Below are 19,775 nucleotides of genomic sequence, written 5' to 3' on the forward strand. Positions count from 1 at the left end.
TACCACCCAGTGATATGCCGCCAATGAGTTGATCTTTGGCTGACGGTGGACGGACAATCGCCACTCACCGCCGGTGTTCGAACGGTCACCCGGCGGGAATGGGGCGGGTACGCGGGGCGCTTACGAACGTACGCGCGTCGCCATGGAAGACGTTCGGGCCGGAAGAGGCCGCGAGAGGGGGGAGACCGTGACCGAGGGAGCCGTGGGCGCACCGCCCGCCGATCTCGAGCTGACCACCGCCGAGCGGGACATGTGGGAGGCCTTCCGCAAGGGCGCCACCCTCGACCTGCGCGGCCCGCGCCCCGAGCTCAACGACCCCAGCGGGCAGCACCCCTGGGGCCCCGAGCGCACCGTCCGCGCCCGGGTCGTGGCCCTGCTGCTGCTCAGCGGGCCGCCGCCGCACCCCGGCCGGGTCGCCGCGCTCAAGCTCAACGGCGTACAGGTCACCGGCACCCTGGACCTCTCCGGCGGCACCGTCACCCCCTACGTCGAGCTCCACAACTGCCGGTTCGAACAGCAGCTGCTGCTGCCCGAGAGCACCTTCTCCACCCTCCGCCTGGTCGGCTGCGCCATCCCCCGGGTGGAAGCCGCCCGGATCCGCACCGAGGGCGATCTCCACCTGCCGCGCTGCGTCGTCCAGCACGGCATCCGGCTGACGGACGCCCACATCGGCACGGACCTGCTGCTCAACCAGCTGGTGGTGCGCCGCGACCGGCGCGGGCTGTCCATCGCCGCCGACGGGATGACCGTGGGGCAGGACCTCCAGGCCGAGATGATGCGCTCCCACGGCGAGCTGAGCATGCGCGGCGCGACGATCGGCGCCTCGCTGAGCCTGCGCGGCTCCACCCTCAACAACCCCTTCGGCCGCCGCGCGCTCAACGCCCCGCAGCTGAAGGTCGAGCGCACCCTCTACCTGACCTCGGCGGGTCTCGGCTACGCCCGCTACACCAGCGGCGCCACTCCCCCGTTCGGCATCGCCACCTCCGTGCCCGAGCAGAACGCCCGGCAGCGGCGCTTCGAGTGCCTGGGCGGGGCGCGGTTGGACGACGGGCGGTTCGGCGACGCCGTGGACCTCAGCGAGGCCCGCTTCGTGATGGAGTCCGACCAGGAGCTGTCGCTGCGCCGGGTGCAGACGCCCGAGCTGCGCTTCCTCGGGGAGCGGCAGCAGCGCGGCCGGGTGGTGCTGTCCGGGGCGCGCGTGGTCAACCTGGTCGACCGCTTCGACAGCTGGCCCGGCCCCGGCGGGCTGGCCATGGCCGGCTTCACCTACGAGAACCTGATCCCGATGGGCTCCTTCCCCCTCGCCCGCCGCCTGGACTGGGTGGCGGCGGCCACCCCCGAGTACGCGCCGGAGCCCTACGAGCGGCTGGCGGGCGCCCTGCGCGCCAGCGGCGAGGACGCCGACGCCCGGGAGGTCCTCCTCGCCAAGCAGCGCCGCAGACGCGAGACGCTGCCCCCGGCGGGCCGGGCCTGGGGCCACCTCCAGGACTGGACGGTGGCCTACGGCTACCGGCCGGGCCGGGCCGCCGTGTGGATGGCCGTGCTGTGGGCGATCGGCGCCTGCTACTTCTCCTACCGGCCGCTGCCGCCGGTCAAGGAGGGCGAGGGCCCGGTCTGGAACCCCGAGCTGTACTCCCTGGACCTGCTGCTGCCCGTCATCGACCTCGGCCAGGGCACCGCGTGGCGGCCCGCCGGCGCCGCCCAGTGGGTCGTCGCGGCCCTCACCCTGCTCGGCTGGATCCTCGCCACCACGGTCGCGGCGGGCGCCTCCCGGCTGCTGCGCCGACAGTGAGCCGGCAGTGAGCCGACGGCCGGGGGCGCTCCGCCCCCGGTGAAATCCCCGCTCCACCGGGCCGCCCGGCCATTAGGCTTACGGCCCGTGACCACCGAGCGCCTTCCCCTGTTCCCGCTGAACTCGGTGCTGTTCCCGGGCCTCGTGCTCCCGCTGAACGTCTTCGAGCGGCGGTACCGCACGCTGATGCGTGACCTGGCGGAGCTGCCCGAGGACACACCGCGCCGCTTCGGCGTCGTCGCCATCCGCGACGGCCACGAGGTGGCCCCCAGCGCCCCGGGCCTGCCGGAGGAGGCCCGCCCCGAGCCGGGCCCCGCCTCCGGCTTCGGCCCCGACCCGATGGCGTCCTTCTTCGCCATGGGCTGCGTCGCGGACGCGGCCACCATCCGCAAGCGCCCCAACGGCTCCTACGAGGTCCTCGCCACCGGCACGACCCGTTTCCGGCTGCTGTCCGTCGACGCCTCGGGCCCGTACCTCACCGCCGAGATCGAGCACGTCGAGGAGCGGCAGGGCGAGGGCGCCGGGGCGCTCGCCTCGGGCGTCGTCCGGGCCTTCCGCGCCTACCAGAAGCGGCTGGCCGGGGCGAACGACGCCTCGCTCGCGGGCCGCGCGGAGCTGCCGGGCGAGCCCCGGGTGCTGTCCTACCTGGTCGCGGCGGCCGCCGTGCTGGACACCCCGGCCAAGCAGCGGCTGCTCCAGGCGCCCGACACCGCCTCGCGGCTCGCGGACGAGCTGCGGCTGCTGCGCGCCGAGACGGCCGTCATGGGCAAGCTCCCCTCCCTGCCCGCCGTCGAGCTCACCCGGCGGCCCACCAGCCCCAACTGATCGACAGGACGAGGTTTTGGCGAAGAAGAACGGCAAACGGCAGGGCGCGGGCTCGACGCCCGCGATCGTCGCCCTGGAGAAGGCCGGCGCCGCCTTCACCGTCCACGCCTACGAGCACGACCCGGCCACCCCCTCCTACGGCGAGGAGGCCGCGCAGGCGCTGGGGGTGGAGCCCGGGCGGGTCTTCAAGACCCTCGTCGCGGAGGTCGACGGCGCGCTGACCGTGGCGGTCGTGCCGGTGTCGGGCTCGCTCGACCTCAAGGCGCTCGCCACGGCCGTCGGCGGCAAGCGCGCCGCGATGGCCGACCCGGCCGCCGCGGAGCGCACGACCGGGTACGTCCGGGGCGGCATCTCCCCGCTCGGGCAGCGCAAGCGCCTCCCGACCGCGCTGGACGCGTCCGCGCGGGCGCACGCCACGATCTGTGTGTCGGCGGGGAGGCGGGGGCTGGAGGTCGAGCTCGCGCCGGAGGATCTGGCGGCGCTCACGGGGGCGGTGGTGGCGGCGATCGCGCGCCCTTGACGGCGGTCCGCGCCGTCGTTACGACCGAAGGGGACCGCCACGCGAGCGGTCCACTACGGGAGGGGACGCCCGATGTCGAAGCGCACGCGGAAGCGTCGTTGGCGGCTGAGGAAGGGCCGCGCCAACCACGGCCGTAGGCCGGCGTAGCAGGGGTTTTACCCCGGTCCCGCCCCTTCCCGTTTCCCGGGGGCTCCGCCCCCGGACCCCCGGTCCTCAAACGCCGGACGGGCTGATCAGCGGGGCCGGGGCTACCGCTCCGGCCAGTGGGGAACCACCGGCGGTTCCGGGTCCCTCGGGCCGAACAGGGCCGTCAGGCCCAGGTGCGTGGCCATCGCGGCCAGCGGCCACGCCAGCAGCATCCCCTTCGCCCCCAGCCGCAGCGGCGCGTCGAAGACGACGCCCTTGCCCACGGCCAGGGCGTGCGCGGCCACGTCGCCGGTGGGGCCGAGCCGGATGCCGAGCCGCCAGGCGACCAGCGAGGCCAGCAGCGAGCCGACGGCCAGGCCCACGACGATCGCGATGCCGCCGGCGCGGCGGAAGAGGAACACCACGGCCGCGCTCAGCACGCCGAAGCCCAGCCCCAGCAGGCCGAACCAGCCGTCCGCGCCGATGGCCTGCTCGCCCTCGGTGTTCTTCAGGTAGACGGCCTTGCCGTCGGAGATCAGCGGCACCCGGGGCGCCAGCCACACCCACAGCAGGCCCAGCAGCACACCGGCCAGCGTCACCGCCGCGAGGATCACCGCGCCCTGCCGCAGCTCGGCGCGCGCCTCCGCCCGGGCCTGCTCCCGCGCCGGGTCGGCCTGGCCGGCCTGGTCGTCCTGGCCGTCCTGCCGGTCGGGGGCGTGCTCGGGGCTCGGGCCCTCGGAGGAGGAGTCGTCCTGCGGAGTCAGCGGTGCGGTCACCCCGCCATCGTGCCAGGTCGGCGTGGGCACCCCGGCGCCAGGAGGGTCGGTGCGGCGCGTCACCGCACCGCCGCCCGGCGGTAGGCCCAGGTGGCCACGGCCAGCGACACGACGCCGACGGCCGCGCACACCCCGAGGTCGGCCACCACCAGCAGCCAGTCCGGGCGCGCGTCGAAGGACCGCGCGAGCGCCTCCACGCCGTAGGTCGACGGCAGCAGATCCCGCGCGAACGCGATCGGCGCCGGCATGTGCGCGGCCGGCAGCACGCCCAGCAGCAGCGCCGCCGACATGCCCAGCTGGCCGCCCAGCGTGGCGAGCTCCTGGCGCGGTGCGAGCAGCCCCAGGGCGGCGCCCAGTCCGGCGAGGGCCGCGCCCGAGACGGGGATCACGGCCGCCAGCACCCACAGGTGCGCCATCGGCAGCTTGAACAGCACGCTGCCCACCACCGCCGTGACGAGGGTGCCGGGCGCGGTGAAGGACGCGTACGCCCCGGCCGCCCCCAGCACGACCGCCGCGGGCGGCACCGGCAGCGTCGCGTAGTGGTCGAGGCCGCCGCCGGCGCGCAACTGGCCGAAGTACTGGGCGAGGAGGTTGAGCGCGACGAACGCCACGACCAGGACGCTGGAGCCGGCCACGACGGACCGCGCCTCGTCGCCGCCGTCGACGACGCCGCGCATCATCACCATGATGCCGACGGACTGGAACGTCGCCACGAACAGCAGCGGGATCCGCGCCACGCGGGCGCGCGAGAGCTGCGCCCGGTAGACGGCCGCCAGCGCGGGCAGCAGCCGCGCCCCGGGCGCGAGCGGGGCGGCGGCGCCGTCCTCGGCCCCGGCCCCGGGCCGCTCCCCGCCCCTTCCCCGGACCGTCCCGGACACCGCCTCTGCGGATACGGCACTCACGCGGCACAGCTCCTGTTCGCTACGGACCTCGTCACGCCTTCACCAGCCCCTGCGCCCGGCCGCCGCCGAGGGCGAGGTAGACGTCCTCCAGGCTCGGCGTGGCGAGCGTGAAGTCGTCCAGCGCGGCGAAGGCGGGACCGCCGGTCACCGCGGCGACGGCGGCGCGCGCCTCCGCCGGGCCGAGCCGCAGCGACCAGCGGCGGCCGGTCTCCAGGGCGGCGTCGCGCAGCGCTGCGACCTCGGGCACGTCCAGCGGCGGCTCGGTGCGCCAGACCAGGTCGACGCGCACCTCGTCGCCGACGAGCTCCTTGAGCCCCGACGGGGTGTCACAGGCGATGATCCGCCCGTGCTCCAGGACCGCGACCCGGTCCAGCACGGTCTCGGCCTCGATGACGTTGTGGGTGACGAGCAGCACGGTGGTGCCGCGCTCGGCGCGGCGCCGGTCCACGGCGGCCCACACGGCCCGGCGGGCCACGGGGTCCATGCCGGTGGTCGGCTCGTCCAGGACGAGCAGGGGGCGGTCGCCGACCAGCGCGGCGGCGAAGCAGGCGAGGCGGCGCTGGCCGCCGGAGAGCTTCTTCAGCGGGCGGTCGGCGAGGGGCGCGAGGCCCAGCTCGTCGAGGACGGCGTCCCGCTCGGCGCGGGCCGTGCGCAGGTCCAGGCCGCGCAGCCGGCCGGTGGTCTCGGCGGCCAGGGACACGGTCAGCTCGTCCAGCGCGGTCGACTCCTGGCCGAGGTAGCCGACGAGGCGCGCGGCGCGCTCGGGGTGGCGGACGAGGTCGTGGCCGAGGAGGTCGACGCTGCCGGCGTCGGGGCGGAGCAGTCCGGTGAGCTGGCGGACGAGCGTGGTCTTGCCGGCGCCGTTGGGGCCGAGCAGTCCGAAGATCTCACCGCGCCGGATGTCGAGGTCGATGCCGTCGGTGGCCCGGACCGGATCCGGGCCCGGGCGGCCGCGGCGGCCGCGCGCGGCCGGGTAGGTCTTGACGAGCCCCCGCACGGTGCACACCGTGGCGCCCGCGGCACGCTCCGCCTGTTTCCCGACCGTTCTCACGAGCTATGAGGGTACGCGCCCCGGCGCCCGCGGCTCGCTTTGGGGTGCCGGCGAAAGCCGAACGCCGCCGGCCGCCGGGTCAGTCCCCCGCCTGCGCGTGTTCCGCCGCCGTCCGGGCGTCGATCTCGCGCCAGAAGCCCGCCCGGATCGCGTAACGGTCGTGCTCGTCGATCTGATCGTCCTTGTGGGCGAGGAGCCCGAAGCGGGCGGCGTAGCGCAGGAGCTCGCCGTCGATGCGGTGGGGGATGCGCGGGTATTCGGTGGACAGGTGCTGGAGGTGGACGGAGTCGGTCAGGCGCTCGGCCCAGCGGCGGGCGAAGACCTGGCCGACCTCGAACGGGTCGCCGCCGACGGTGGTGATGTCCTCCTCGCGGTCTGCCCAGCGCTGCTCGGCGCTGGTCAGCTGGGCGAGCATGGGCAGGGAGGCCGTCTCGGGGGACTCGCCCAGGCCGTTGCCCGTGCCGCCGCGGTCGATCCAGCCCTTGTCGGAGGACCAGCGCAGGGTCGCGTTGGGCGTCACCCCGGCGCCCGACTGCCCGTTGGCCGGGGACGGGCCGGAGCCCGGCACGGCGGCGCCGGCCGGCTGGGCCGGGGTGCCCGCCGGGCCGCGCCCCAGACCGGCGAGGTCCTTCGGGGTGGGCACGCCGCGCGTGGCGGGGGAGTCGTTGCCGCCCGCCGGGGCCGTCGTCGCGGGCCGGGTGCCGTTGCGCTCGGCGGCCGGGCGGTTCTCCCCGCCGTGCCCGGAGGCGGCCGCGGCCGCGGCGGCCGCCGCGGCGGTCTCGGGCAGGGGCGCGGAGAGGATCGCCGCGATCTCGGGCCGGGGCGCGGGCGGCGGGGCGCAGGGGCCGGTGAGCTCCTTGGGCCGTACGGCGCGGGTGATCCAGGTGCGGTCCAGGACGCGGCGCTCGTCGGCCTCGGCGACGAGGTCCTCGGACTGGTTGTAGTCGCCGTCGGCGGCCTGCACGGCCCACAGGTGGACGGCGACGCCGTGTTCCTTGGCGGACATCAGGCCGGGCAGGAGGTCGCCGTCGCCGGTGACGAGCACGATGTCCGAGCAGGCGCGGTTGCGGGCGAGCTCGGTGAGCTCGGCGTGCATGGCCGCGTCCACGCCCTTCTGGGCCCAGCGGCCGTCGCTGCGGGTCAGGGCGCCCAGCCGGACCGTCACGCGGGACATGACGCGCAGCCGCCGGTGCTCGGGCTGGGGCACCCGGTCGGGGGCGCCGTCGAACCAGTAGATCCGCAGCAGCGGACGCTGGGTGTCGGCTTCGGCGCGCTCGCGCAGCCCCTGGATGAGGGTCGCGTGGTCGACGGTGATGCGCGACCTGGCGGGCTCCCCCGCCAGCAGGCTCGCGGCGGCGCCCAGCAGATAGCCGGCGTCCACCAGGACGACGCAGCGGTCCACGTTCCACCCTCTTTCCGTGAGTTCAGATGTCTGAGTTCGGAAGTGCGGTCGTCCCCCGGCACGGCCGTGCCCCGGTCTCCTCGGTTTGCCAGGAGTCTGCCCGACCGCGCGGGGGTTATCAGTCCGAACTGGATCTTCGGCGTGGCGGATACGGGCGGCGGCGGAGAAGTAACCCTGTCACCGAAGGTAATGACCCGAAATGCGTCCTTCGTGGGGGCGTGCAAGGGTGAGCCGTGGGGGGTCGTCACCCCGATCCGGAGGCACAGCAGCATGGCGAAGAACAAGAAGCAGGACCGGAGCCAGCAGAAGACCAGCGCCGCGGAGCGCGGCCAGCAGGAGGCCCAGAAGTCGTCGATGGAGGCGCAGAGCCAGCAGCGGTCGTCGCAGGTCACCCCGGGCGATCTGGCCCGCAAGAACAAGCAGAAGCGGTTCGGTCACAACTGAACCGGCGCTTGGACGCGCTTGAGGGGCGCGCCCGCCGATAGCGGGCGCGCCCCTCATCCGCGCGCAATGGCTCAGCCGGCCAGGCAGGACGGGCCGAGCAGCTGCTTCAGGTCGCCGAAGAGTGCCGGATCAGGTGTCACCCGGTGGCGGTCGAGCCGGAGGACGGTCGTCTTGCGGGCGCCCTGGAGCTTGATCCGCACCTCGGTGGAGCCCCGGTGGTGGCTGAGCACCTGGCCCAGCCGCTCCACCAGCGGCGGGGTGACCTTGACCGTGGGGATGGAGATGATCACCGGGGCGTTGGTACCGGCGTTGGAGAGGTCGGGGACCATCAGCTCCATGGCCACCAGCCGGGGGATGTCCTCGCGCTTGTCGAGGCGGCCCTTGACGAAGACGACGGCGTCCTCGACGAGCTGGGTGGAGACCAGCTGGTAGGTGGCGGGGAAGAACATGCAGTCGATGGAGCCGGCCAGGTCCTCGACGGTGGCGATGGCCCAGGCGTTGCCCTGCTTGGTCATCTTGCGCTGGAGGCCGGAGATGATGCCGCCGATGGTGACGATGGCGCCGTCGGCGTGCTCTCCGCCGGTGAGCTGGGAGATCGAGGCGTCGGCCTTGTCGTTGAGGACGTGCTCGATGCCGAAGAGCGGGTGGTCGGAGACGTAGAGGCCGAGCATCTCGCGCTCCTGCGCGAGCAGGTAGGACTTCTCCCACTCGACGTCGGAGAACTCCACGTCCAGCCCGAAGCCCGGCTCGCCGCTGTCCTCCTCGCCCATGCCGCCGAAGAGGTCGAACTGCCCCTCGGCCTCCTTGCGCTTGACCGCGACCACGTTGTCGATCATCGGTTCGTAGTGCGCGGTGAGGCCCTTGCGGGTGTGCCCCATCTCGTCGAAGGCGCCGGCCTTGATCAGCGATTCGACGGTGCGCTTGTTGCAGACGACGGCCTCGACCTTGTCGAGGAAGTCGGGGAAGGAGGTGTACTTCCCCTTGGCCTTGCGGCAGCGAATGATCGAGTCGACGACGTTGGCGCCGACGTTGCGCACGGCGGTGAGGCCGAAGAGGATCACGTCGTCGCCCTGGGCGGCGAAGTTGGACTCCGACTCGTTGACGTTCGGCGGGAGCACCTTGATGCCCATGCGGCGGCACTCGTTGAGGTAGGTCGCGGACTTGTCCTTGTCGTCCTTGACCGAGGTCAGCAGGGCGGCCATGTACTCGGCGGGGTGGTTGGCCTTGAGGTAGGCCGTCCAGTACGAGACCAGGCCGTACGCGGCGGAGTGGGCCTTGTTGAAGGCGTAGCCGGCGAAGGGGACCAGCACGTCCCACAGGGCCTGGATGGCCTCGTCGGTGTAGCCGTTCTTCCGGGCGCCGGCCTGGAAGATGGTGAAGTTCTTCGCCAGCTCCTCGGGCTTCTTCTTGCCCATGACGCGGCGGAGGATGTCGGCCTCGCCGAGCGAGTACCCGGCGATGATCTGGGCGGCCTTCTGCACCTGCTCCTGGTAGACGATCAGGCCGTAGGTGACGGCCAGGACCTCTTCCAGGGGCTTCTCCAGCTCCGGGTGGATCGGGGTGATCTCCTGCTGGCCGTTCTTTCGCAGCGCGTAGTTCGTGTGCGAGTTCATGCCCATCGGGCCCGGCCGGTACAGGGCGGACACGGCGGAGATGTCTTCGAAGTTGTCGGGCTTCATCAGCCGCAGCAGGGACCGCATGGGCCCGCCGTCGAACTGGAAGACGCCGAGGGTGTCGCCGCGCTGGAGGAGCTCGAAGGTCGTGGGGTCGTCGAGCGGCAGGGCCAGGAGGTCGATGTCGATCCCCTTGTTGGCCTTCACCATCTTGACGGCGTCGTCCATGATCGTGAGGTTGCGCAGGCCGAGGAAGTCCATCTTCAGCAGGCCGAGCGCCTCACAGCTCGGGTAGTCCCACTGGGTGATGGTCACGCCGTCGGAGTGCCGGACCCAGACGGGCACGTGGTCGGTGATCGTCTCGCTGGACATGATCACGCCGGCCGCGTGCACACCCATCTGCCGGACCAGGCCCTCGACGCCCATGGCGGTGTCGATGACCTTCTTGACGTCCGGCTCGTTCTCGTACATCGCGCGGACCTCGCCGGCCTCGCTGTAGCGCGGGTGCTTGGGGTCGGTGATGCCGGAGAGCGGGATGCCCTTGCCGAGGACGTCGGCGGGCATGGCCTTGGTGATGCGGTCGCCCATGGCGTAGGGGTAGCCCAGGACGCGCGCGGAGTCCTTGATGGCGTTCTTGGCCTTGATGGTGCCGTAGGTGCCGATCATGGCGACCTTGTCCGAGCCGTACTTCTCGGTGACGTACCGGATCACCTCGGCGCGCCGGCGCTCGTCGAAGTCGATGTCGACATCGGGCATCGAGATGCGCTCGGGGTTGAGGAACCGCTCGAAGATCAGGCCGTGCGGGATGGGGTCGAGGTCGGTGATGCCGAGGGCGTAGGCGACGATCGAGCCGGCCGCGGAGCCACGGCCGGGGCCGACCGCGATGCCCTGCTTCTTGGCCCACATGATGAAGTCGGCGACCACGAGGAAGTAGCCCGGGAAGCCCATCGAGATGATGGTGTCCATCTCGTACTCGACCTGCTTCATGCGGTCCTCGGGGATGCCGCCGGGGAAGCGGCGGTGCATGCCCCGCATGGTCTCCTCGCGGAACCAGGTGACCTCGGTGTAGCCCTCGGGGATGTCGAACTTGGGCATCAGGTTCCGGAACTGGAACATGCCCTCGGTGTCGATCTGGTCGGCGATCAGCTTGGTGTTGGCGCACCCCTCCTGCCAGGCGTCCGAGGAGTCGATGGCGTACATCTCCTCCGTGGACTTCAGGTAGTAGCCCGAGCCGTCGAAGCGGAAGCGGTCGGGGTCGGAGAGGTTCTTGCCGGTCTGGATGCACAGCAGGGCGTCGTGGGCGGCCGCCTCGTGCGCGTAGGTGTAGTGCGAGTCGTTGGTGACCAGCGGCGGGATGCCGAGCTTCTTGCCGATCTCCAGCAGTCCGTCGCGGACCCGGCGCTCGATCTCGATGCCGTGGTCCATCAGCTCCAGGAAGTACCGGTCCTTGCCGAAGATGTCCTGGTACTCGGAGGCGGACTTCAGGGCCTCGTCGAACTGGCCGAGGCGCAGCCTGGTCTGCAGCTCGCCGGAGGGGCAGCCGGTGGAGGCGATCAGCCCCTCGGACCACTGGCTGATGGTCTCCTTGTCCATCCGGGGCCACTTGGTCAGCCAGCCCTCGGCGTAGGCGTCGGAGGACAGCCGGAAGAGGTTGTGCAGACCGGTGGCGTTGGCCGCCCAGATCGTCTTGTGGGTGTAACCACCGGAACCGGAGACGTCGTCCCGCTTCTGGTGCGGCTGGCCCCACTGGATCCTGCGCTTGTTGCGCCGGGACTCGGGGGCCACGTACGCCTCGATGCCGATGATCGGGGTGATCCCGGCCTTCTGGGCGGAGTGGAAGAAGTCGTAGGCGCCGTGGAGGTTGCCGTGGTCGGACATGGCGATGTGTGTCATGCCCATCTCATTGCAGGCATTGAACATGTCCTTGAGCCGCGCGGCACCGTCCAGCAGCGAGTACTGGGTGTGGACGTGCAGGTGCGTGAACGGCGTCTTGGCCACGGTGGACGACCTCCGGGGGCGGGGCAGCGGGTCGGCGGGGACAACTTCGAAGGTTACCGGCCCCCACCGACAGCCGGGGGCACGCGCCGGTACCCTCACGCGTTGAGCACCACAGCACTGACGTTCGTTCCATGCCCCACCCCAGGAGGACCCCGCGATGGCGACCGAGCACGAGCGGGCCGCACGGCGCGGCGAGGAGATCCTCGCCGTCTTCGACACCGCCTTCGGTGAGCTGCTGGCGGCCGACCCCGCGGCCTTCCGCGTGAAGTTCCGGAAGATGGCCGCCTCCGCGTTCGCCTTCTACCGGGGCACCGCCTGCCTCTTCTACTCCGACCTGGCGCACGAGCGCGACGCCGGTCCCTACCTGGACGAGCGCACCGGCCGCGTGTGGATCCACGGCGACCTCCACGCCGAGAACTTCGGCACGTACATGGACGCCAACGGCCGCCTCGTCTTCAACGTCAACGACTTCGACGAGGCGTACGTCGGCCCCTTCACCTGGGACCTCAAGCGCTTCGCCGCCTCCGTGGCGCTGCTGGGCCACGCCAAGGCGCTCAGCGACGAGAAGATCTCCGAGCTGGTGCGGATCTACGCCGCCGCCTACCGCGAGCGGATCCACGCCCTGGCCACCGGCGCCAAGGACGACGAGATCCCGCCCTTCACCCTGGACACCGCCGACGGCCCGCTGCTCGGCGCCCTGCGCGAGGCCCGCTCGCTGACCCGCTTCGGGCTGCTCGCCACGATGACGGAGATCCGGGACTTCGACCGGCGCTTCCTCCCCGGCGGCGGCACCATCGAGCTGGACGCCGCCACCCGGTACAAGATCCTCGCGGCCTTCGACGGCTACCTGGAGACCCTCCCCGACACCAGCCTGGCCCGCCCGGACTCCTACCGCGTCAAGGACGTCGTGGGCCGCCGGGGCATCGGCATCGGCAGCGCCGGCCTGCCCTCGTACAACATCCTCCTGGAGGGCAACAGCGACGCCCTGGAGAACGATGTCGTCATCTACATGAAGCAGGCGCAGACCCCGGCGGTCTCCCGGCACATCACCGACCCCGCGGTGCGCCAGTACTTCCAGCACGAGGGCCACCGCACGGTGATCTCGCAGCGGGCGCTCCAGGCGCACGCCGACCCGTGGCTGGGCTGGACCGAGCTCCAGGAGGACGGCCGCAGCCACGGCCAGCTCGTCGCCGAGGTCTCGCCGTACGCCGTGGACCTGGACTGGTCGGACATCGACGACCCGGTGGAGATCGCCGCCGTCGTCGCCGACCTGGGCCGGGCCACCGCCGCCATGCACGCGGCCGCCGACGACCAGAGCGGTCACTCGCTGGTGCCGTTCTCCACGGAGCGCGCCATCGACGCCGTGATCGCCGCCGACGAGAAGGGCTTCGCGGAGCTCCTCGTGGACTTCGCCCACACCTATGGCGCCCGGGCCCGCGCGGACCACCAGATCTTCGTCGATCTGTTCCGCAACGGCCGCATTCCGGGGCTTTAGCCGAGGTTTATCGCGCGGCATGACAGACTCGGCCCTCATGGACATATCAGCGGCACGGTGGCGGGCACTGCGCGCGGCGCTCTTCGCGGCGCTGTGCGTACTGCTGTCCGCGGCCTCGCACGTGCTGCTGTCCGGGAAGCCGCTGCCGCTCGCGACCGTCGCCGGGGCCGGCGCCGCCGTCTTCGCGCTCGCCTACGCCCTCGCGGGCCGCGAGCGCGGCTACGGGCGCATCGCCGCGCTCCTCGTCCCGCTGGAGCTGGGCGCCGCGGCGCTCTTCACCGCCGGGCAGGACACCTGCTACGGCCGCCCCGGCCACCCCGCCCCCGCCGGGGCGCTGACCTGGCTGTGCAGCGGCGGCATGGGCGGGCCGCTGGCCCGCTGGGCCGCCCCCGGCACCGCCCCCTGGCTGCTGCTCGCCGGCCACGTCGCCGTGGGCCTGCTGGCCGCCGCCTGGCTGCGGCGCGGCGAGGCCGCGCTCGCCGGGCTGCTGCGCGCCACGGCGGCCGTCGCCTTCCGCCCGCTGCGGCTCGCCGCCGCGGTGCTGGACGCGCGCGTCGGCTCCGGGCCCGCGCTGTGCGTGCGGCCCGGCCACGAGACCCCCGCCCGGCACGCCTCCCCCCTCCTGGTGCACTCCGTCGTACGGCGCGGCCCGCCGGCCGCACTGCCCTCGCCCTGCTGACCGCCGGGCCGTCCACGGGGACGGGCCCGCGCGGGCCGGGCGGCACGCGACCGACAGCCACGACACGCACCACGGAGAAGACCACCATGAGCAAGCGCAACAACTGGGAGAACAAGCAGTCCGCCCGCGAGCGGCTGCGCGCCGAGCGCGAGAAGCAGGCGAAGCGCGACAAGACGCGCCGCCAGCTCCTCGTCGGCGGCGCGATCGTCGGCGTCCTGGCGATAGCCGCCGGCGTCGGCGTCGCGGTGACGCAGATGGGCAAGAAGAGCGACTCCGCCTGGACCGCCGCCGCGAAGAAGACCCTCGTCAAGCCCGCCAACACCGGCGGCGACAAGGGCACCGAGATCGTCGTCGGCAACAAGGACGCCAAGCACACCCTGGAGGTCTTCCAGGACATGCGCTGCCCGATCTGCTCCGTCTTCGAGCAGAACGTCGGCGACACCATCGACAAGGACGTCAAGGACGGCAAGTACAAGGTGTCGTACCACATCGGCACCTTCCTCGACCGCAACCCGCAGATCCGCGGCGACGGCTCGAAGAACGCGCTCAGCGCCCTCGGCGCCGCGCTGAACGTCGGCACCGAGGCCTTCAGCGCCTACAACAAGGCCCTCTACGCCAAGGCCAACCACCCCGAGGAGACCAAGGACGACTTCGCCAAGGACGACGTCCTGCTGAAGGTCGCCCAGCAGGTCCCCGCGCTCAAGGGCAACGCCGCCTTCGAGAAGGACGTCAAGGAGGGCACCTACGACAAGTGGGCCCTGGAGATGTCCGACTCCTTCGACAGCCACAAGGACGTCACCGGCACCCCCACGATCAAGCTCGACGGCAAGAAGCTGAGCGTGAAGTCCGCCTACGGCGAGGGCGCCCCGAACACGGCCGACAAGTTCAGCGAGCTGGTCGCCGCGCAGCTGAAGTAACGCCCCCGAGGGGCGGGCCCGGCCCGCCCCTCACCGATGCCGAATCTTGACCAGACAGGCCGGTGGCGGCCGTGGCACACTCGCCCTCATGGAGGGGACGGGCGTTCGGCTCAGGGCGATGCGCGCCGGACTGTTCACCGCGCTCTGCCTCACGCTGTCCGCGGCCGCCCATGTGCTGCTCTCGCACGCCCCGTTGCCGCTGTCCACGGTCGCCGTACTGGCGGCCGTCTTCTTCGCCGTCGCCTACGCGCTGGCCGGCCGCGAGCGCGGCTTCTGGCCGATAGCCGCCCTGCTGGTCCCGCTGGAACTGGCCGCCGACACCGTCTTCACCACCGGCCAGCACGCCTGTTACGGCCAGGCCGGCGGCCCGGTCGCGGGCCCCCTCCACTCGATGGGCGTCGATCTGGTCTGCCGGGGCGGCGAGTTCGGCTCACCGCTGGCCGGCGGACCGGCCGTCACGGATTCCGCGACGCCCTGGCTGCTGCTCGCCGCGCACGTCACGGTCGGACTGATCGCGGCCGGCTGGCTGCGGCGCGGCGAGGTGGCCGTGGCCCGGCTGCTGCGCGCGCTGGCCGCGCTCGCCTTCCACCCCCTCCTGCCGGGCACCGCGCTCCGGTCGTACGGCCCCGCCGGCGCCGCGCCCGTCCGGCCCGTCCGCGACACCCTGGCCGCCCGGACGCTCCCCCAGCTCGTCCACTCCGTCGTACGGCGGGGACCGCCGCCGCTCATGGCATCCGCCTGAGCACCGGTCCCGCACCCGTACCTTCTTCCACCACGGAGCTGAGTCATGAGCAACACCCCGCAGAACAAGGCCGCCGCCCGCGAACGCCTGCGCGCCGAGCGCGAGAAGCAGGCGAAGCGCGACAAGACCCGTCGTCAGCTCCTCATCGGCGGCGCGATCGTCGCCGTGCTCGCGGCGGCGGGCGGCATCGGCGTGGCCGTCTCCAAGGCCACCGACGGCGGCAAGAACACCAAGGTCAGCAGCGAGGACTGGGAGACCGCCGCCAAGGACCGGGGGTTCAAACAGCCCGCCAACACCACCGGCGACAAGGGCACGGTGGTCGTCATCGGCAAGCAGGACGCGAAGAACACCCTGGAGGTCTTCGAGGACATGCGCTGCCCGGTCTGCTCCGGCTTCGAGCAGGCCGTCGGCGAGACCATCCAGAAGGACATCAAGGACGGCAAGTACAAGGCCCGGTTCGAGGTGGGCACCTTCCTCGACCGCAACCCGATGATCAAGGGTTCGGGCTCGAAGAACGCGCTGAGCGCGCTGGGCGCGGCGCTCGATGTGAGCCCGGAGGCGTTCCTGGAGTACAAGAAGGCGCTCTACTCGGCCAAGAACCACCCCGACGAGCGGGACGACGCCTTCTCCGACGACGGCAAGCTGATCTCCGTCGCCCAGGAGGTGCCCGCGCTCAAGGGCAACGCCGCCTTCGAGAAGAGCGTCAAGGACGGCACCTTCGACAAGTGGGCGCTGGAGATGTCCGCCGCCTTCGACAAGCAGGTCGGCCCGAACAAGCCCATCCAGGGCACGCCGGGGCTGAAGCTCAACGGCAAGGTGCTGGGCGACCAGCGCGGCCAGGCGCCGCAGGACCCGAAGACGTTCACGTCGCTGGTCGACGGGGCGCTCGTGAAGTGACGTCGGGCTACCGGCGGTAGGCGACGGGCGGACGAACACTCGGTGATCGTCCGCCGAAGCCCCTGTCGCAGGACTTACCGCTGGTTCTACCGGGCAGTAAAGTGACGGCCCGTGACATCCCACCACATATCCCGCCGCACCGCCGTCACGGCCGTCGCCGCCACCACGACCGCCGCCCTGCTCCCGCTGGCCACGGCCCCGGCGGCCCTCGCCGACTCGGACCCGCCGGGAGCGCCCCGCCCGGCCTTCCTCCACGGCGTCGCCTCCGGCGACCCGCTGCCCGACGGCATCCTGCTCTGGACCCGCGTCACGCCCGTCCCGGACGCCGTGCCGGGCTCCGGGCGCGGCCCGGCCGTGGACGTCGCCTGGCAGGTCGCCGAGGACGCCGGCTTCACCCGCGTCGTCGCCCGGGGCACCGTCACCGCGACCGCCGCCCACGACCACACCGTCAAGGCGGACGTCCGCGGACTGCGCCCGGCCACCGGCTACTTCTACCGGTTCACCGCCGGGGACGCCGTCTCCCCCACCGCCCGCACCCGCACCGCCCCCGCCCACGACGCGGCCACGGCCGGGCTGCGCTTCGGCGTGGTGTCCTGCTCCAACTGGGAGTCCGGCCACTTCTCCACCTACCGCCACCTCGCCGGCCGCAAGGACCTGGACGCGGTCTTCCACCTCGGCGACTACATCTACGAGTACGGCACCGGCGAATACCCCACGCCCAAGTACGTGGTCCGCCCCCACGCCCCCACCCACGAGATCATCACCCTGGCCGACTACCGCACCCGCCACGGCCAGTACAAGACCGACCCCGACCTCCAGGCCGTCCACCACGCCCACCCGATGGTGGCCATCTGGGACGACCACGAGTTCGCCAACGACGCCTGGTCCGGCGGCGCCGAGAACCACACCCCCGGCGCCGAGGGCGCGTGGACGGACCGCGTCGCCGCGGCGAAGCAGGCGTACTTCGAGTGGATGCCCGTACGCCCCTCCGTCGAGGGCACCACCTACCGCCGGCTGCGCTTCGGCAAGCTCGCCGACCTCCACCTGCTGGACCTGAGATCCTTCCGCTCCCAGCAGGTCAAGCCCGGCAGCGGCAAGGTCGACGAACCCGGCCGCACCATCACCGGCCGCGCCCAGCTCGACTGGCTCAAGGAGGGCCTGGCGAGCTCCGACACCACGTGGCGCCTCGTCGGCAACCCCGTCATGATCTCCCCGGTCGCCTTCGGCGCCCTCCCCGCCCACCTCCTGGAGCCCATCGCCAAACTCCTGGGCCTCCCGGCGGGCGGCATCGCCGTCAACACCGACCAGTGGGACGGCTACACCGAGGACCGCCGCGAACTCATCGACCACCTGGAGCGACGCTCCATCCGCAACACGGTCTTCCTCACCGGCGACATCCACATGGCCTGGGCCAACGACGTCCCCAAGCGGGCCGCGACCTACCCGCTGTCGTCGTCCGTCGCCACGGAGTTCGTCGTCACGTCGGTGTCCTCCGACAACCTCGACGACCTGCTCCACGTGGCGCCCCACACGCTCTCCGTACCGGCGGCGGCCGCCATCAAGACGTCCAACCGCCACGTGAAGTGGCTCGACATGGACGGCCACGGCTACGGCGTCCTCGACGTCACGGCCGACCGCGCGCAGATGGACTACTACGTCCTGTCGGACAAGCGCGACGCGAAGGCGACGGCGTCGTGGGCCCGGTCGTACGCGACGCGCTCGGGGTCGCAGCGGATCGAGCGGGTGGACGCGCCGGTGCGCTGAGGTTCGCCGGGCGTGAGCGGCCCCCGCCCGCGCGGGGGCCGCTCGCGGGCGGCTACGCCGCCACGTCCTCCAGGAACGCCAGGGCCACGCGCCACGCCGTCTCCGCCGCCTCCGCGTCGTAGTCGTCCAGGTCCGGGTCCGTGAAGAGGTGGCCGGCGCCGGCGTAGCGGTGGACCTCCACGTCCGCGCCGGCGCGGCCCATGCGCAGGTACCAGGCGTTCAGCCAGTCGTGCGGCTCGAACGGGTCCGGGTCCGCGACGTGGAGCTGGACCGGCAGGTCGTCCACGGAAGCGTCCTCCGGGAGGTCCGACGTGCCGTGGAGGAGGAGCAGGCCACGGGCCTTCTCGTCGGCCAGGGCCAGGTTCTGGGCGATGGAGCCGCCGAGGGAGAAGCCCGCGTAGACCAGGCCCCGGTCCGACAGCGGTGCCACCGCCGTCACCGCGCGCCGCAGGAGTTCCTCGCGGCCGATCTCGTCCTTGATGGCCATGCCGTCCTCGACGGTCTCCACGGTACGTCCCTCGTACAGGTCGGGCACGTGCACCTCGTGCCCGGCGGCTCGCAGGCGGTCGGCGGCGGCGTGGACGGCCGGCCGCAGGCCGTATGCGGAATGGAATAGAACAATCGTGGTAGGGGACGTCACTGGAGGTCACTTCCTTACGGCATGAATCACGTGCCCCCATCGTGCCAGCCAGTTACGTTCGAAGGAGCGGAGGTGCTGCCCATGGAGCACATACTGCGTCCCCTCGCGGTTCTCGGCGGGGCCGTCCTGATCACCTTCATCGCGGGGTGGGCGGCCGACCAGGCGGTGCGCCGCGTGGGGGCGCTGCATCCCGAGACGCCGTTGTGGGGGCTGCTGGAGCGGTGCAGGATGCCGTTGCGGCTGGTGCTGTGCACCGCGCTGCTGCGCGCCGGCTATCCCTCGGCGGAGCTGCCGAAGGGCTCCCGGGACGCGGTCGGGCAGGTGCTGACGCTGGTGCTGATCGCGGCGTGCGCCTGGCTGGCGGTGCGGGTGGCGACCGCCGTCGTGGAGTCCGGCTACGCGCGCTACGCCGCGGGCGCGCAGGACCCCGCCCGGGTGCGCCGGGTACGGACGCAGGTGACACTGATCCAGCGGGTCGTCACGGCGGCCGTCTCCGTCGTGGCGGTGGCGTCGATGCTGCTGACGTTCCCCGCGATGCGGGCGGCGGGGGCGTCCCTGCTGGCCTCGGCCGGTGTGATCGGCATCGTCGCGGGCATAGCCGCCCAGTCGACGCTGGGCAATATCTTCGCCGGGCTCCAGATCGCCTTCGGCGACATGGTGCGCATCGGCGACGCGGTCGTGGTCGAAGGCCAGTGGGGCACCGTCGAGGAGATCACCCTCACCTATCTGGTGGTGACGACCTGGGACGAGCGGCGCATCACCATGCCGGTGTCGTACTTCACCAGCAGGCCGTTCGAGAACTGGTCGCGGAGCAATCCCCGGATGACCGGCACCGTTTTCCTCCATCTGGACCACACGGCCCCCATCGACCTGCTCCGCGAGCGGCTGCACGAGGTGCTCAAGGAGTGCCCGGAGTGGGACGGGCGCGGCTGGAGCCTGGTCGTCACCGACACCACGCCCTCCACCATCCAGGTGCGGGCGCTGGTCACGGCCAAGGACCCCGACGACATCTGGACGCTGCGCTGCGTGGTCCGCGAGGCCCTGGTCGCCTGGCTGCGCCGGGAGCACCCGTACGCGCTGCCGCGGATCAACACCGCTCCGGCACCCGGGCTGGAGGAGGCGCCGGACCGCCGGCAGGCCCCGCCCACCTCGGGGGACATCGGGCCGGGGCCGGGGACGACATGAGCCCCCT

Annotated in this window: 18 protein-coding genes; 12 read left to right on the forward strand and 6 right to left on the reverse strand. The window is 72.6% G+C overall.

Annotation, left to right across the window (positions count from 1 at the left end; translation table 11 throughout):
* Positions 1 to 187: 187 nt before the first annotated feature.
* The 4 genes from IE096_RS24305 to IE096_RS32275 all read left to right on the forward strand — a co-directional run bounded on the left by IE096_RS24305 (position 188) and on the right by IE096_RS32275 (position 3,284).
* The gene (locus tag IE096_RS24305) at positions 188 to 1,792 is read left to right on the forward strand and encodes an oxidoreductase (RefSeq protein WP_189455170.1); all 1,605 of its coding nucleotides are present in this window, start codon (positions 188 to 190) and stop codon (positions 1,790 to 1,792) included.
* A gap of 87 nt (positions 1,793 to 1,879) precedes the next feature.
* On the forward strand, positions 1,880 to 2,617 hold the full coding sequence (locus IE096_RS24310; RefSeq protein ID WP_189455172.1) for an LON peptidase substrate-binding domain-containing protein: 738 nt from the start codon (positions 1,880 to 1,882) through the stop codon (positions 2,615 to 2,617).
* Between the two features lie 16 nt (positions 2,618 to 2,633).
* Complete coding sequence (ybaK, locus tag IE096_RS24315) at positions 2,634 to 3,137, forward strand: Cys-tRNA(Pro) deacylase (RefSeq protein WP_189455174.1); 504 nt, start codon at positions 2,634 to 2,636, stop codon at positions 3,135 to 3,137.
* A gap of 72 nt (positions 3,138 to 3,209) precedes the next feature.
* Positions 3,210 to 3,284 carry a hypothetical protein gene (locus tag IE096_RS32275; protein ID WP_483409768.1) on the forward strand — a complete coding sequence of 25 codons (75 nt, stop codon included), beginning with the start codon at positions 3,210 to 3,212 and terminating at the stop codon, positions 3,282 to 3,284.
* A gap of 101 nt (positions 3,285 to 3,385) precedes the next feature.
* Here IE096_RS32275 and IE096_RS24320 read toward each other — a convergent pair whose 3' ends face one another.
* The 4 genes from IE096_RS24320 to IE096_RS24335 all read right to left on the reverse strand — a co-directional run bounded on the left by IE096_RS24320 (position 3,386) and on the right by IE096_RS24335 (position 7,394).
* Complete coding sequence (locus IE096_RS24320; protein ID WP_229820566.1) at positions 3,386 to 4,039, reverse strand: hypothetical protein; 654 nt, start codon at positions 4,037 to 4,039, stop codon at positions 3,386 to 3,388.
* 59 nt (positions 4,040 to 4,098) lie between these two features.
* Positions 4,099 to 4,941: an ABC transporter permease gene (locus IE096_RS24325; protein WP_189455176.1), complete on the reverse strand. Its 843-nt coding sequence runs from the start codon at positions 4,939 to 4,941 to the stop codon at positions 4,099 to 4,101.
* A 31-nt stretch (positions 4,942 to 4,972) separates the two neighbouring features.
* Positions 4,973 to 5,947: an ABC transporter ATP-binding protein gene (locus tag IE096_RS24330; RefSeq protein WP_189455366.1), complete on the reverse strand. Its 975-nt coding sequence runs from the start codon at positions 5,945 to 5,947 to the stop codon at positions 4,973 to 4,975.
* Between the two features lie 124 nt (positions 5,948 to 6,071).
* Positions 6,072 to 7,394 (reverse strand): NYN domain-containing protein, encoded by a 1,323-nt coding sequence (locus tag IE096_RS24335; protein WP_189455178.1) that lies wholly within the window; start codon positions 7,392 to 7,394, stop codon positions 6,072 to 6,074.
* A gap of 270 nt (positions 7,395 to 7,664) precedes the next feature.
* On the opposite strand from IE096_RS24335, the gene IE096_RS24340 reads away from it, so the two are divergent.
* Positions 7,665 to 7,838 (forward strand): hypothetical protein, encoded by a 174-nt coding sequence (locus IE096_RS24340; RefSeq protein ID WP_189455180.1) that lies wholly within the window; start codon positions 7,665 to 7,667, stop codon positions 7,836 to 7,838.
* A gap of 71 nt (positions 7,839 to 7,909) precedes the next feature.
* On the opposite strand, the gene dnaE is transcribed toward IE096_RS24340, so the two are convergent.
* A complete protein-coding gene (dnaE, locus tag IE096_RS24345; protein ID WP_189455182.1) occupies positions 7,910 to 11,449 on the reverse strand; it encodes a DNA polymerase III subunit alpha in 3,540 nt (1,179 codons plus the stop codon).
* 157 nt (positions 11,450 to 11,606) lie between these two features.
* On the opposite strand from dnaE, the gene IE096_RS24350 reads away from it, so the two are divergent.
* From IE096_RS24350 to IE096_RS24375, 6 genes are all read left to right on the forward strand, one after another.
* Positions 11,607 to 12,944, forward strand: coding sequence for a DUF2252 domain-containing protein (locus IE096_RS24350; protein ID WP_189455184.1), 1,338 nt, complete (start codon positions 11,607 to 11,609; stop codon positions 12,942 to 12,944).
* Positions 12,945 to 12,981: 37 nt separating this feature from the next.
* Positions 12,982 to 13,623 (forward strand): hypothetical protein, encoded by a 642-nt coding sequence (locus IE096_RS24355; protein WP_189455186.1) that lies wholly within the window; start codon positions 12,982 to 12,984, stop codon positions 13,621 to 13,623.
* 86 nt (positions 13,624 to 13,709) lie between these two features.
* Positions 13,710 to 14,540, forward strand: coding sequence for a thioredoxin domain-containing protein (locus tag IE096_RS24360; RefSeq protein WP_189455188.1), 831 nt, complete (start codon positions 13,710 to 13,712; stop codon positions 14,538 to 14,540).
* Between the two features lie 118 nt (positions 14,541 to 14,658).
* Complete coding sequence (locus IE096_RS24365; protein ID WP_229820568.1) at positions 14,659 to 15,282, forward strand: hypothetical protein; 624 nt, start codon at positions 14,659 to 14,661, stop codon at positions 15,280 to 15,282.
* Between the two features lie 45 nt (positions 15,283 to 15,327).
* Entirely contained in the window at positions 15,328 to 16,179 is an 852-nt protein-coding gene (locus tag IE096_RS24370; RefSeq protein WP_189455192.1) for a thioredoxin domain-containing protein, read from the forward strand.
* 111 nt (positions 16,180 to 16,290) lie between these two features.
* Entirely contained in the window at positions 16,291 to 17,943 is a 1,653-nt protein-coding gene (locus tag IE096_RS24375) for an alkaline phosphatase D family protein (RefSeq protein ID WP_189455194.1), read from the forward strand.
* A gap of 52 nt (positions 17,944 to 17,995) precedes the next feature.
* On the opposite strand, the gene IE096_RS24380 is transcribed toward IE096_RS24375, so the two are convergent.
* The gene (locus IE096_RS24380; RefSeq protein ID WP_189455196.1) at positions 17,996 to 18,583 is read right to left on the reverse strand and encodes a dienelactone hydrolase family protein; all 588 of its coding nucleotides are present in this window, start codon (positions 18,581 to 18,583) and stop codon (positions 17,996 to 17,998) included.
* Positions 18,584 to 18,664: 81 nt separating this feature from the next.
* Here IE096_RS24380 and IE096_RS24385 point away from each other — a divergent pair, with 81 nt between their 5' ends.
* Positions 18,665 to 19,768 carry a mechanosensitive ion channel family protein gene (locus IE096_RS24385; RefSeq protein WP_189455198.1) on the forward strand — a complete coding sequence of 368 codons (1,104 nt, stop codon included), beginning with the start codon at positions 18,665 to 18,667 and terminating at the stop codon, positions 19,766 to 19,768.
* Positions 19,769 to 19,775: the final 7 nt, after the last annotated feature.

It is taken from the genome of Streptomyces abikoensis, assembly GCF_014648775.1.
GTDB classification, from domain to species: domain Bacteria; phylum Actinomycetota; class Actinomycetes; order Streptomycetales; family Streptomycetaceae; genus Streptomyces; species Streptomyces abikoensis.

Bases quoted from the DNA above. Each gene is read 5' to 3' on its own strand.
- IE096_RS24340 (WP_189455180.1), top strand. From the start codon at position 7,665: ATGGCGAAGAACAAGAAGCAGGACCGGAGCCAGCAGAAGACCAGCGCC.
- IE096_RS24350 (WP_189455184.1), top strand. From the start codon at position 11,607: ATGGCGACCGAGCACGAGCGGGCCGCACGGCGCGGCGAGGAGATCCTC.
- IE096_RS24355 (WP_189455186.1), top strand. From the start codon at position 12,982: ATGGACATATCAGCGGCACGGTGGCGGGCACTGCGCGCGGCGCTCTTC.
- IE096_RS24360 (WP_189455188.1), top strand. From the start codon at position 13,710: ATGAGCAAGCGCAACAACTGGGAGAACAAGCAGTCCGCCCGCGAGCGG.
- IE096_RS24365 (WP_229820568.1), top strand. From the start codon at position 14,659: ATGCGCGCCGGACTGTTCACCGCGCTCTGCCTCACGCTGTCCGCGGCC.
- IE096_RS24370 (WP_189455192.1), top strand. From the start codon at position 15,328: ATGAGCAACACCCCGCAGAACAAGGCCGCCGCCCGCGAACGCCTGCGC.
- IE096_RS24385 (WP_189455198.1), top strand. From the start codon at position 18,665: ATGGAGCACATACTGCGTCCCCTCGCGGTTCTCGGCGGGGCCGTCCTG.